Source organism: Metamycoplasma auris 15026 (assembly GCF_000367765.1).
Classification (GTDB): domain Bacteria; phylum Bacillota_I; class Bacilli_A; order Mycoplasmatales; family Metamycoplasmataceae; genus Metamycoplasma; species Metamycoplasma auris_A.
The window spans coordinates 1-13603 of record NZ_AORI01000008.1; the positions used below are offsets into that span (position 1 = coordinate 1).

The 13603-nt window shown below is 28.3% G+C and carries 11 protein-coding genes; 4 read left to right on the forward strand and 7 right to left on the reverse strand.

Translation table 4 applies throughout. The features are described 5' to 3' along the window. Window positions 1-63: 63 nt before the first annotated feature. The 4 genes from MAU_RS03420 to MAU_RS03425 all read left to right on the forward strand — a co-directional run bounded on the left by MAU_RS03420 (window position 64) and on the right by MAU_RS03425 (window position 5656). Complete coding sequence (locus MAU_RS03420) at window positions 64-693, forward strand: variable surface lipoprotein (protein WP_004424073.1); 630 nt, start codon at window positions 64-66, stop codon at window positions 691-693. Window positions 694-981: 288 nt separating this feature from the next. After that, on the forward strand, window positions 982-2811 hold the full coding sequence (locus tag MAU_RS01160; RefSeq protein ID WP_004424075.1) for a S41 family peptidase: 1830 nt from the start codon (window positions 982-984) through the stop codon (window positions 2809-2811). A gap of 287 nt (window positions 2812-3098) precedes the next feature. Then, window positions 3099-4910 carry a S41 family peptidase gene (locus MAU_RS01165; RefSeq protein ID WP_004424076.1) on the forward strand — a complete coding sequence of 604 codons (1812 nt, stop codon included), beginning with the start codon at window positions 3099-3101 and terminating at the stop codon, window positions 4908-4910. Window positions 4911-5134: 224 nt separating this feature from the next. Beyond that, the gene (locus MAU_RS03425; RefSeq protein WP_004424078.1) at window positions 5135-5656 is read left to right on the forward strand and encodes a variable surface lipoprotein; all 522 of its coding nucleotides are present in this window, start codon (window positions 5135-5137) and stop codon (window positions 5654-5656) included. 96 nt (window positions 5657-5752) lie between these two features. Here MAU_RS03425 and MAU_RS01175 read toward each other — a convergent pair whose 3' ends face one another. The 7 genes from MAU_RS01175 to MAU_RS01205 all read right to left on the reverse strand — a co-directional run bounded on the left by MAU_RS01175 (window position 5753) and on the right by MAU_RS01205 (window position 13417). Then, window positions 5753-6184, reverse strand: a complete 432-nt coding sequence (locus MAU_RS01175) for a 23S rRNA (pseudouridine(1915)-N(3))-methyltransferase RlmH (protein WP_004424079.1) — start codon at window positions 6182-6184, stop codon at window positions 5753-5755. Between the two features lie 17 nt (window positions 6185-6201). Then, complete coding sequence (mnmG, locus tag MAU_RS01180; protein ID WP_004424080.1) at window positions 6202-8037, reverse strand: tRNA uridine-5-carboxymethylaminomethyl(34) synthesis enzyme MnmG; 1836 nt, start codon at window positions 8035-8037, stop codon at window positions 6202-6204. An 8-nt stretch (window positions 8038-8045) separates the two neighbouring features. Continuing rightward, a complete protein-coding gene (rbfA, locus tag MAU_RS01185; RefSeq protein ID WP_004424082.1) occupies window positions 8046-8372 on the reverse strand; it encodes a 30S ribosome-binding factor RbfA in 327 nt (108 codons plus the stop codon). Between the two features lie 2 nt (window positions 8373-8374). Continuing rightward, window positions 8375-10180, reverse strand: coding sequence for a translation initiation factor IF-2 (infB, locus tag MAU_RS01190; RefSeq protein ID WP_004424084.1), 1806 nt, complete (start codon window positions 10178-10180; stop codon window positions 8375-8377). Further along, window positions 10141-10440 (reverse strand): YlxR family protein, encoded by a 300-nt coding sequence (locus MAU_RS01195; RefSeq protein WP_152414846.1) that lies wholly within the window; start codon window positions 10438-10440, stop codon window positions 10141-10143. Before MAU_RS01195 ends, infB begins: the two co-directional genes overlap by 40 nt. Continuing rightward, on the reverse strand, window positions 10424-12019 hold the full coding sequence (nusA, locus tag MAU_RS01200) for a transcription termination factor NusA (RefSeq protein WP_004424089.1): 1596 nt from the start codon (window positions 12017-12019) through the stop codon (window positions 10424-10426). The genes MAU_RS01195 and nusA overlap by 17 nt, the downstream gene beginning before the upstream one ends. Before the next feature lie 177 nt (window positions 12020-12196). Continuing rightward, window positions 12197-13417, reverse strand: coding sequence for a phosphatase PAP2 family protein (locus MAU_RS01205; RefSeq protein ID WP_004424090.1), 1221 nt, complete (start codon window positions 13415-13417; stop codon window positions 12197-12199). Window positions 13418-13603: the final 186 nt, after the last annotated feature.

A 13603-nucleotide genomic window follows, 5' to 3' on the forward strand; every position in this document is an offset into this window, starting at 1 on the left:
ACAATTGCTATTTCAAAAGCAAATTTGATATTTAAATATTTAGATAAAATTAGGAAATAAATAATGAAAAAAATAAACAAGTTTTTATTAGCTTTAGGTACTATAGCTTCTTTAGCTTCTATGCCACTAATTGCTGCAAATTGTAATGGAACCAAAAAAGAAGAAACAAAAAAACCTAATGAAAAAGATCCAAATAACAAAACTCCAGAAAATCAAACCTCAGGAAATAAAGCAAAAGTTAAATTAAATGCTTTAGAAAATTCGGTTGCTGAAAAAATAAAAAAAGCAATTAAGAATAATACTATTGAACCTGAAGAAGTATTAGATGTATTAAAAGGTGTTAAAGGTTTAGAATCTCTAAGATTAGGCGATTTTAAATCATTTGAATTTAAAGATTCAAAATTAACAATTGAAGCTATTGCTGATTCTTCTTTAATTGAAGGAAAACTTGAATTAACACTAGCAAATGGTAAAGAAGAAAAGAATAAAAAACCTACAGTTACTGCAACTGCCTCAGTTGTAGTTAGCGTAGTTAATAAACCAGGTACTGCTATTCAAAATGATAAATTTGAAATAGGTACTCCAAGTGGTGACGTATACAGCGACGAATCAGGAGAAAGAACTACTTCGGATCGTGAAGATAGTCTAAGAGACTGAATTAACAAAAACAAAAAGAAAATTAAAGTTCAATAATAATTAACATTAAATATTAAATTTCTCTTATTTTATTGAAATAAAGTCATTTTGACTCAATTAGACAAAATGGCTTTTTTCAATCAATTTCAATCTTCTTCAGTCTATTTTTAAGTATAATGAATGTAAGTATTTATTAGAATTTACTAATAATGGTTTTATATTTTTTTCTTATTTAAAGGATAGTACATATGTACTATTCTTTTATTTCTTTTTTTAGGAATTAGGAATACAATCTAATTTAAGGAGAAAGCTTATTCTCCAAAAAAGAAAAAAGGAATATAAATTATGCTTGCAAATAAAAATAAAAAAATTGGAAAAATATTATCTTTAATGTCATTGGCAATATTGCCAATAGCTGCCATTTCAGCTAGCTGTCAAAAAAGAGTAGATGATAATGCACTAACAATGGATGTAACAAAGGCTTCATTTAAAAACTTTAATAAAGAATACACAATTAAAGATAGCGAAATGTCAATATACAGAATTAAAGACCAACAAGAAATGATGTATATTGACCTTGATGAATTCTTAAAGAATTTAGAAGGGCTTTTTGACAATAAGGTCTTTAGTACAAGAGTAAGCTTAGACGATAATAAAAAATTCTATGAAATTAAAGATGAAAAAAAACAAGTTGTAAGTAGACTAGTAGTTGATTGAAAAAATAACAAAATAATAACCACAAGCACCTCTTTCTTTTATGAAATTCAAAAGCCTCAAGAACAAACTAATGATGGGCAATTCCTTGAAACAACATATGAAAGTAAAAAAGATGATCCAAAATCTGAAGTCGTTTTTGATTTAGGCAAATACAAGATGGATATCCTATACAAAGATAATAAAGTCTTGTTGCCATTTCTTGCCTTCAATACATTATTTATGAGTTGAACTTTCAATAATATTTATTGAAATGGTAAAAACCTTACAAATGTTCAAGCAGGTGTTGATGCATATAAAGATACACCAAAAGAAGCAAAAGAGAGAATTAGAAAAGATCAAGAAATAAAAAACAAAGAACAAACAAAAAAAGAACGTGAAATTAACTTCAATCACTTGATGTTTACAATGGATAATTTCTATGGTCTAAAATACCATAAAGAAATTAAATCATTTGAAGAATGAATTGGTCCTGAATATAAGCAAAAACTTCTATCAACTAAACCAGCTGAATTCCATCAAGCATACATTGATATATTCCACAAGAAACTAAATGAGCTTCATACAAGACTTAATACCTTATCCTACTATGAAGAATATAATGAAAAAGAAACAACCAAACAACGACTATTAAAAAATAAGGAAGCAAATTACGGTCAATATTTCAATGACTTTGGAAAGATTAAAGCGGATTTAGTTCAACAATTTGAAAAGAAATTTAACAAAAAAATTGATCAATTTGGTCCAGAAGACTATATAAGATACCATGGTAACACAGCCATTGTAACAACTTTTGGCTTCCAAGATGGAACCAAAGAACAACTTGATAAAGAAGATGAAGCTTGAAAATACGACACTTATTATCTAATGCGTCATTTAATGAAGCAAATTGAAGAAAGAAATAAGAAAGCCCAAAAGAAAGAAAAAGAAGGAAATAAGGAAATCAAAGAAATTAAAAACATTGTTCTAGACTTATCCTTAAATGGTGGTGGTAGTGTTAGTTCAATGGTAAGAGTCTTAGGCTTTATGACTGATAAAGAAGTCTTAAACCGTGAATATAACATTGTAGATAAAAGAGGTGACCTAAGTAAATCTAAAGTTGATACTGATGGTGATCAAAAATATGACAATGATGCATATACTAAATATACTTGAAGTTTATTAGTTGGTCTAAATACATTTAGCGCAGCTAATCAACTAACAAGTATTGTAAAAGAAATGGGAATTGCTAAAATCATCGGTAAGCAAACTGGTGGTGGAATGTCAGCAATTATGCCAATTATGCTAAATGATGGAACTACTATTACAATCAGTGGTCCAAATAATGCAGTATTTGGAGAAAAAAACGAATCAATCGAAGGCGGCATTAAACCAGATATCAATTTAGAATACAAGGATTTCTATAATGATGAAGCTATTGACAAAGCTTTAAATGCAGCTACAACTACTCCTAAAAAATAAAATTTAATTTTTCCCTTAATTTATCTCCTTGCATTAGTGCAGGGAGATTTTTATTTGCACTTAATTTCTAAAATTTTTCTAAAAATAAGTATTTTTAGTTCAATATCCTTTTATCTTGTTATAAAGATATAAAGAAGGCTTCAATAACTCATTCAATGCATTTTTTCTTCTTAATTTGAGTAGAAAAACGCTAGAAACTATCATATTTCAATCATTATTCAATATAGTTTGAATCTAATTCAATATAATTTAACTTAGGGTGTATGCCCAAAATTATAAGAGGATTTATGAGAAAAACATCGAATAAAAAAAGGCTAGTTAAGTTTATATTGCCAATACTAGCCGGAAGCATTTTGCCAGTTGCAATGCTATCTGCAAAATGCCAAACAGAAGAAATAAGTGTAACTAAACATTCATTTAAAAATTACAACCCACAATACAAAGTTGAAGAAAAAGCTGATTTGAATGCTTATTGAAAAAATGAAGAAATGTTTGTGGATGTGGATGAATTTTTAAGTACACTTGAAGGAATTGTTGATAATTCGAAATTTACTACAAAAATTGATCTAGATAAAAAAGAAAAATCATATATATTAAAACAAGATAGCACAGCTACTGAAGGAATTGAAAATCAAGAACAAGCTGAATATAAATTAGTTATTAATTGAGAAAAAAATACAATTTCAGTTCCTGATACTGGATTCTTCTATTCAATTATAAAACCAGGTCAATTGATTGATGGTAGCCAATTCTTAAAAATCAGAACTGAACAACAATATGATGCCAAACAAGAAATTGTATTTGATTTAGGCAAATATAAAATGGATATTCTATTTAAAGATGAAAAAGTTTTAATTCCTTTTTCAGTCTTTAATACCTTGTTTATTACTCAAAATTACAATAATATATATTTTAATGGTAAAACATTTACAAATCTTGAAGCGGGTATAGATTCTTATTCATCTTTTGGAACTCCAAAAGAAGCTAAAGAAAGAATCCAAAAAGAAGCTACTATTGCTAAGAAAAAACCAACCAAGAGACAAAGAGAAATTAACTTCCATCATTTAGCCTTTGTTATGGATTATTTTTATGGCCTTAAGAGATATAAAAAATTTGATTCTTTTGAAAAATATATCGGGGAAGATTATAAGAAGAAACTTCTATCAACTAATCCAGAAGAATTTCATCAAGCATATATTGATGTATTTCACAAAAAATTAAATGAATTGCATACAAGAATTGATGCATTGTCATACTATAATGGTTATAGTGAAGAATCTTTAAGAAACTCAACACTAGCAAAAGAACCAAAAAAATATTATGGTGATTATTACAATACATTCTTTAAGAACCAAGATGAATTACAAGCAAGATATAAGTCTACCTTTAAAAAAGATCTAGATAAATTGACTTTAGATGACCATATTAGATTTGTTGATGATGACACAGTTATATTGAGTACATTTGGTTTTGCTGATGCAACTAAAGAACAAAAAGAAGATACAGCAAATACTTGAAAACATGATACTTATTTCTTAATGAAAGAGTTCATGAAGAAAATAGAAGCAAAGAAAAAAGAAAAGAAAGAAATTAAAAATATAATCCTTGATTTATCCTTAAATGGTGGTGGTAGCGTTTATGCTATGATAAGAACACTTGGATTTATGACAAATAAAGAAGTTCTAAATCGTGAATACGATGTTCTTAATAAAATAGGAACTAAAACACTATCAAAAGTCGATGTTTTTGGGGACAATAAATTTACTAATCACAATTATGATAAATACAAATGAACAGCATTAGTTGGAATTAACACATTTAGTGCTGCTAACCAAGCTACAAGTATCATAAAAGAAATGGGCATAGCTAAAATAATAGGTCAAAAAAGTGGTGGCGGAATGTCAGCCGTTTTCCCTGCAACTCTATTAGATGGAACAACAGTGACAATGTCTTCTCCAAATAATGCTACATTTGGTGAAAAATTTGAAGACATTGAAGGTGGAGTTGAACCAGATGTTAAACTAGATTATAAAGACTTTTATGATAATAAAAAAGTAAAAGAAGCTGCATTAAAAGCACACAAAATGACACAAAAATAATCTAAACAATCGAAAAAATGGAATTTAGAAAAAATGGCTAAATTCTATTTTTTTGTCATCTTTTGCAAAAAAACACACTATTTTCTTTAATTTTGGCCACAAAATTCAAGACTTTGGCAAAAAAAAAAAAAAGTAAAATAGGGGTTGTAACAATGGAAATTGTTATGTTTATTTATAAAGAGAGAGATATTTAAATATTTGAATAATAAGGAGACTTTAAGATTATGAAAAAAATTAATAAGTTCCTACTTGCTTTAGGAAGCGTTGCTTCACTTGCTTCAATGCCACTAATTGCTGCAAATTGTGGCGGTAATGATAAAACAAAAGACGATAAATCAGAAAACAAAGATAAAGATGGTGATGGAAATAAAAATCCTGAAACCGATAACAAAACAGATGAACAAAAATTTACTGAAGCATCTGATAAGGCAATTAAAACATTAAATGACTTAAAAGAAAAAGTTAATAAATACGAGTTTGATGCTGAAAAAGCTAAAAAATCAGAAACCTTAAAAGATGCTAAAGAAGAAAATCATAAAGAATATAAAAAACAAATAACAGATCGTATAGATCAACTAGTTAAACAAATTGAAAGTTGAAAAACCTCAGGACCTAAAAACATTGATGAAGTTAATCTAGCAAAAGGTGAACACAAAACCTACGATGAAGCATATGATGCAATGATTAAAAAACAATTAGGTGATGCCATAAAAAAAATTGAATCAATTTCAAAAGATGTAAAATAATAATTGGTAAAAAAAACGGACGAAATATTTTGGTTTTTTTCTAATTCAAAAATCCAAACAAAAAAGTTGAGAATTTATTCTTCTCAACTTTTGTTTTTATTTGTGGTATTTGATATTCTTTTTAATTGCTAAACCGCGATAGATTTGTTCAATAAGCATCAATCTAAACAGCTGATGCGGGAAAGTCATTTTCGAAAAAGCTATTTTGTTTTGGAATTTAGATTCATCCACACCATTGGAGCCTCCAATAATAAATGTCAAATTGTCTTCAACAAATAAATCTGAAAACTCTTCACTTGTCATTTGTTTACCTTGTAAAGATAAATAAAAGACTTTGGAATTTTTGGGAATTTTGGATAATATAGCTTCTGTTTCTTTTGCTATCTTAAGTTCAATATTGTCATTTAAATTTTCTTTAATTTCAATAAGGTTAATGTTAGCTAGAAAATTGATTTTTTTAAGGTATGAATCATAGATTTTTTGATTATCTTTATTAAGACTTCCTATTGTAATTAAATTTATTTTCATAATGAAAGTAATTATGGTTAGGATTTGTTGATTTTGTTATTTAAATGATAAATAAGCATCTGAATATCAGCAGGATTAATGCCGCTGATTCTTGTTGCTTGTCCTAAAGTAGTTGGACGAATTAAAGCTAGTTTTTGGCGTGCTTCTGTTGCTAGATTTTGAATTGCTTGATAATCTAAGTCAGCAGGTAGTTTTAGATTTTCAAGTCTTTGCATTTTTTCAGCTGCGCTTTCTTGTTTTTTTAGATAGCCAAATAATCTAACTTGGGTAGTAATTTCATTAATATAAGGATAATCATCTCCCAAAATATCCTTTGGGTCAGTAGCTGGGTTGGATAGCAGTTTTAAATAAGATTGGCCATTTGTAACGTTATATTTAATGCCCAATTCACTTTTGGAAGAAACATAAATATTTTTAAGCTCTTCAATCTTAGATTGGATATTTTTATATTTGTTTAGCACTGCATTATATTCTTCTTCTGAAATCATTTTGTTATCAAATGCATATTTAGATAATCTTTCGTCGACATTATCATTACGTAATAATAAACGATACTCAGCACGGCTAGTTAGCATTCTATAAGGTTCATTTGTTCCTTTGGTTACAATGTCATCAATTAATACGCCAATATAACCATCATTTCTCTTAATTTCCATAACTGGAAGCCCTTGGATTTTGTTAGCTGCATTAATCCCAGCAATTAGCCCTTGCGCGGCTGCTTCTTCATAGCCACTTGTTCCATTAGGTTGTCCTGCTGAAAAGAAGTTTTCAAGCAATTTAGTTTCTAATGATTTATATAAAACAAGCGGATTAATTGCATCATATTCAATAGCATAACCATATTTTTGAACTCTTGCATTTTCAAGACCAGGAATTGTTTTGATGATTTCGTCTTGTACATCAGCAGGCATAGAAGTAGATAGCCCATTAATATACATAATGTCTCCCTTGGCAGTTTCAGGTTCAAAGAAAACATGATGAGTTTCTTTGTCTTGGAAACGCACAATTTTATCTTCAATACTTGGACAATATCTAGGACCAACTCCGACAATTACACCTGAATATAAGGAGCTTTTATCTAAATTTCTTAAAATTATTTCTTTAGTTTCTTTTGTTGTATGTGTTAAGAAGCAAGAAGTTTGTTCATCTAGTTTAATGTTAGTTTTGGATGAAAAACATAATTCAGTTTTATCTAGAATTTCTTTTTCTACTTTTGAAAAATCAATGCTATCTGTATAAATACGACAAGGAGTACCAGTTTTTAGTCTTTGAAGTTCAAAGCCATATTTAGCTAAATTCGAAGATAAAGTTGCACTATTTTTTTGACCATCAGGACCATCATTTTTAATTTCATTGCCTCTTAGAATTCTTGAATTCATATACACACCAGTTGTCATAATAGTAACGGTCGCATATAAATCTCCATGAGCAAGGGTTTTAATGCCTAAACATTTTTTGTTTTCAACAATTAAATCAGAAGCTTCATCTTCAATTAAAGTAATGTTTTTTTCTTGTTGTAAAGCTTCTAGAATAATTTCAGAGTATTTTTCTTTATCAATTTGGGCTCTTAAGGATCAAACTGCTGGGCCTTTTGAGGAATTTAGCATTTTAATTTGAATCATTGCTTTATCAGCGAAAATTCCTTGTACTCCGCCTAAGGCATCAATTTCTCGTGTCATAATCCCCTTAGCTGAACCGCCAATGGAAGGATTACATGGTAACATTGCAATTTTGTTTATATTAAGGGTAACTAGGGCCACTTTTAAATTTCTTTTGGCTAAAGCAAAAACTGCCTCGATTCCGGCATGACCGCCACCAATAACGATGGCATCGAATTTATTTAGATTATTCATTATAAAAATTATTTAATTTCATTAAGAATCTTTTCGATTCGTGCAGCTTCAGGTTCAACTTGGTCAATTAGGAATACCAATTCTGGAAGTTTTTTGTATTTTCAGCTTTTAGCAACAACTGAACGAATAAATGGAGTCATGGAAGTTACTTTTTCAAAGTATCTTTCTTTATCTTTGAATAAAGTAATAAATACTTTTGCATGTGAGCCATCATTTGATAAGATAACATCATTGATTGCAATGTTTGTCACATCGAAATCTTTTAAATCATAAAAACTATTTCCAATTAATTCTAATAGTAATTGTTTTTTTCTTTCATGCATAATTGTGTTCATAATTAAACTAATACATCCTCATAAAATTTTAATTCGTCATCTAACTCTATTTTATCAAAATCCTTTATGTGAGTTCCGAAATCAAAACCCTTTTCAACGATCTTGACATCATTTTTTTCAATTCTTAAAGAACTGATTGTACCCTTAAAAATGCTCTTGCCTTTTCTAAATACTTCTACCTTAGAAAATTCTTTAACAACACCATCAATTACCTTACATCCAGCAATCATTCCAACTTTTGAATAAAAGAATAATTTAATGATATTAGCCACACCAATTTGTCTTTCTTCATAAACTGGTTCTTTTAGTGTACTAATAATAGCCTGCACTTCTTCAACAATCTTATAAATAACATTGTGTGCAATAATTTTAATGTTTTTACTTTCAGCTAATTTTTTAATTTCTGCAGAAGCATTAACATTGAATAAATAAATTCTTGCATTAGAAGTTTCAGCTAAAAGTAAATCAGCTTTAGTTAGTTCTCCAGAAGTTGCTCTAATAACATTAACATTAGTTTCATCTGTTGTTACTTTGATTAAAGATTGCTTGATTGCTTCAGCTGTTCCTTGGACGTCTGTTTTAATAATTATATTTAGAACTTTTTTACCATCTTTAATTGAAAAAGAATTTCTTTCATTTAATTCTTTTTGTTTGTTAATAAAAGATTTTTCTTCAGCTATTTTTTTAGCAAATTTTTCATCACTAATTACAACAAATTTATCACCTGAAAGTGGATTTTTATTAAGCCCAGTAATAATACATGGATCCCCTGGCAGAGCTTTTTCAAGAGGTTTACCATCAAAAGTCATTAAGCTTCTTATATTGCCATATTGACCACCTGCAATAATGAAATCTCTTGGTAATAAGGTTCCATTTTGGACAATTATTGTTGTAACAATACCTCTTCCTTTGTCAATTTTTGATTCAATAACAGTACCAAATGGATCACGATTTAAGTTAGCTTTTAAATCCAATAAATCAGCTTGTAAAAATATAGCTTCTAGTAGACTATCAATATTTTCATTTTGAGTTGCTGAGCCATAAATGAATTGAACGTCACCACCTCATTCTTCACAAACAATATTATGTTCACTAAGTTGGCTTTTAACTTTTTCAGGATCAGCTCCTGGTTTGTCCATTTTGTTAACAAAAATAATAATTGGTAGCTCTGCTGCTTTAGCATGATCGATTGCTTCAATAGTTTGCGGTTTTACTCCATCATCAGCTGCAACAACAATAATTACAATATCAGTAACTTTTGCACCACGTGCACGCATTTCAGTAAAGGCTTCATGTCCTGGAGTATCTAAGAAAGTTACTTTTCTACCATAATAATCAACTTGGTATGCGCCAGTGTGTTGAGTGATTCCTCCAAATTCAGAAGCTAAAACATTGCTTTTCCTGATTTTATCAATCAAAGTTGTTTTCCCGTGGTCAACATGACCCATAATGGTAACAATGGGAGGTCTAGAAAATAAGTCATTTGGATCATTAACAATTTCTAATTTATCAAATAGATTTTCAGCATCAACATTTTCTTCTTTTTTGAAATCTAAGTCATACATCAAACAAAGTTCGGCAATTTCTTCTTCATTTAAAAAGGTATTAATGGTTTTCATAATTCCTTTTTTAAAATAATACGTTAGAATTTTAGCGGCAGTTTGGTTGATTTTGGAGCTAAATTCAGAAACAGTCATAGGTCCACTAAAAATAAAAACCCCATTTTGGATCTTTGTTTCAACTGTATTCAATTTTTCTTTAATAATATCTACATTTGAAATTCTTTTGTTGTTTTTTTGTTTAGCCATATTTCTACCTCTTTTTTTAATTTTTCATATGTTTCTATGTCAATGTTTTGTCGAAAGGCTTTGTTTAGAAGTCTTTTGGAAAACAGTGTATTGATTTGGGCTTCATTTTCTAAACAATAGGTTCCTCTACCATTTAATTCAATGTTTGGATCAAAATAAAATTGGTTATTTATTTTTGCAAATCTTACTAGTGAAGTGACTGGATAAATTTTGTTATCAACAATTGATTTACGACTATATTTTTTATCAATCTTCATCATCTAAATCACTTAAATCTAGATTTTCTAATCCAGCACTCAAATCTGCATCCTTTTTAAAATCTTTCATTTTTGTTGAAGTAATTTTTTCATAGTCAGCAGCGATTTTTTCTTTACTTTTTTCTTCTTTTTTATTGATTTGTTCAGAGTATATATCCATATCATAATCAATGGAGTTATTTAATTCCATTTGAATTTCTTCAAGTGCTTTTTCAATTTCATCATCAATGTTAGCTTCATTTAAATGTTTTTCAAAAGCTTTTTCAGTTTGGGATGCTTTTTGTCTTAATTCAGCTAGATCTTCATCAAATTCAGAAATATTGAATGAATAATCAAAAAGGCCAGTTTTTTTCTTTTGTGGTCTGCCAAATGATTTGATGTTTAGTTTCTTGCCTTCATATTTTAGTTGTGCTTCTTCTTCACTAATATTTGCATTATCAAAAGTATATTTAATGCCAAGTTGGTCAGCTTGTGCTTGGCTTATTATGTCAAGACGCACTCTAGTTAGCTCAGATGCCAATTTGACATTTTGTCCTTTTTTACCAATTGCTAGAGTGTGTTGTGCATTTGGCACAACTACAAGAAAACTATTAAAGTCAGCACGTGAATCTTCTTTATGAATAATATCAATAACTCTAGCAGGAGCAATGGCATTCATTACAAATGTTGCCTTATCATCATCGTAAAGAATTAAATCAATTTTTTCTCCATTTAGTTGTCTAGAAATGGAATCAATTCTTTCGGAATTTTTTCCAATAATGCTACCAATTTCTTCAAGTCCAAATGGTGCAAATTCACTTTTTCTGATGGCAACTTTTGCTCTTTCACCTGGAATTCTAACTACTCTAACTAATTCAATATACCCAGCTGCTACTTCAGGAATTTCTTGGGCAATTAATTTGTTTAGCAGTTTTGATTCAATTGATGAAACAACGATTTGCGCATTTTTAGATTCTTGTTTAACTTCTTCAATATAAACATCAATAAGATCACCTGGTTTAAGTGTTTCTAAAAGACGAATATTAGTAGTAGATGATGGCATATAAGCAACGCAGCCATCATTTAATTCCATTAGCGTTCCATTTTTTGTAATATTTGTAATCTTAGCCTTAACTACATCACCAACTAAATTGATATATTTTTGGTATGTTAACTGTTTTTCTAGTTCTCTAATTTGTTGATTAAAGATACTTAAAATTTTTTGATAATCTTTTTTAGCAAAACGTTCAAAGTCAATTTCATCAGAAATTAAATCACCTTCTTCAATGTTGGGATTTAGTTTCTTTGCTTCTTCAATAGTAATTTCAATGCATGGACAAAAATTGTCTTTTTCATCATCAGTTTTTGGTGCTTGAGTAACAATTTTTGTATGATTAATAACACGAAATTCACGATTTTCTTTATCAATAATGAATTCTAGTTCAGCATCTGGATCATATTGGCCAACAATAACTTGTTCAACAGCACCTTTTAGAAGCTTAATAACTAAGTCTTCATCGATATTTTTAATCTTAGAAACATTGTATATTGCATTAAAAATTTCATTAGCTTTAGTATTTATAATATTAGATTTACTGCCCATAATTCCTCTTTTTATATTTGTATATTTTATCAAAAAAGAATTGGCAACTTGCCAACCCTTTTTAACTTAATTAAAAACAGTATAATTAATTTTAATGCATTTTTTTAATAAATGAAAGTAATTATAAAATTATTTTCTTTTGTGTGTAAGGTAGTTTTTTTAAAATCTAAAAAAGTTTTATTTAAAAAAAACTACTTTTTTATCTAATTGAATTTGAATTTGAGTAGCAACCTTTTTATTTTTAGATCAGTTTCTTTTTTTGGTTTTTAGTCCAATATAATGTACGACTGCAACTAAAGGAATAGCTCATAAATAAGAAAAAGCAATGTCACTAACTCAGTGTCCGCGGTTAACAATAAGTCCAAAAGTCATTGATAAAAAATACAATAAATAAATTACAATTCAAATAATCTTTTTTGCATTTAATTTCTTGCTGTTTGATAAGAAAAAGAAGAAAATAAGTCCGATGTTAAGAGTAGCGACCACATGACCTGAAGGAAAAGCTCATCCAAATCAAACATTAAAGAAATGCATATGTGGATCTGGTTTAAAAGGTTTGCCATTTATAGAATACCAAGGAAGTTCAATGCTTAGAGGAATATTACCAGAAAATTTGCCATCGCCTAAATCATAACCATGCTTGATGCTGTTATGATTTAAATAATAATTTACTCAATCAGGATGTTCTTGTTTAACATTTGCAAGTAAATCACCATAAATAACATTGTAATAAAAAGGTCTAGAAGTTAATCCTTTAACTAAGAAAATAATGATGTATGAAATTACATTAAAAAGAATAAATTTAATTGCTTCAGTTCAGTATTTATTTGTTAAAAAATCTTCTCTTTTAGCAAATTTAAGATGTAAATATCAACCTCCTAGAATAAAGAAAAATAAATCAACAAAAATATTAGAAATTAAGGCAACTTTACGATAAATATATTTTGTTGCATATACAGCATCCCCCCCATTGTTGCCAAAACCGTTGCCATTTTTTATTGCATTATGGGCATTTAAGGAAATCATAAAGATATAAATAATTGGATATATGATATAAACTAATCCTAAAAGTCATTTTATCTTTGATCAAAAATTCTTCTTTTTATTTTGGGTTTTATAGATAAAAAAACTTTCAAGAATAACCATTGTTACAAAAAATAAAAAGACACCTAATAAAGTATCACCTGAGATCTCGATGAATACAGATCAGTATCTAACTAATTCATACTTTAAAAAACCTTTTTCAAAAAATCTTGCAAGTTTTAAATCAGACTGATAAGGACTTGAAATAATAAAGGCAACCAAAGAAACAAAAAATAAAATAAGCAAACTAAAAAATACTAAATTAAAGATAGTGTCTTTATCTTTGATATTTTTTTGTATCATATTATTTTGCATAATTAATTTTTGTATATTAATATTAATAATATCAATAAAAAACAATAATTTTCTTAATTTATTTTTGTTTAAATACTACTAATTAAACAATGATTGAAATATATAAAAAAAGATTGAATAGTTATTGAAATTTCATTAAAAAAATCCAAATAAAAACCTCAAGACTATGCAAACTCATTGAGGTAT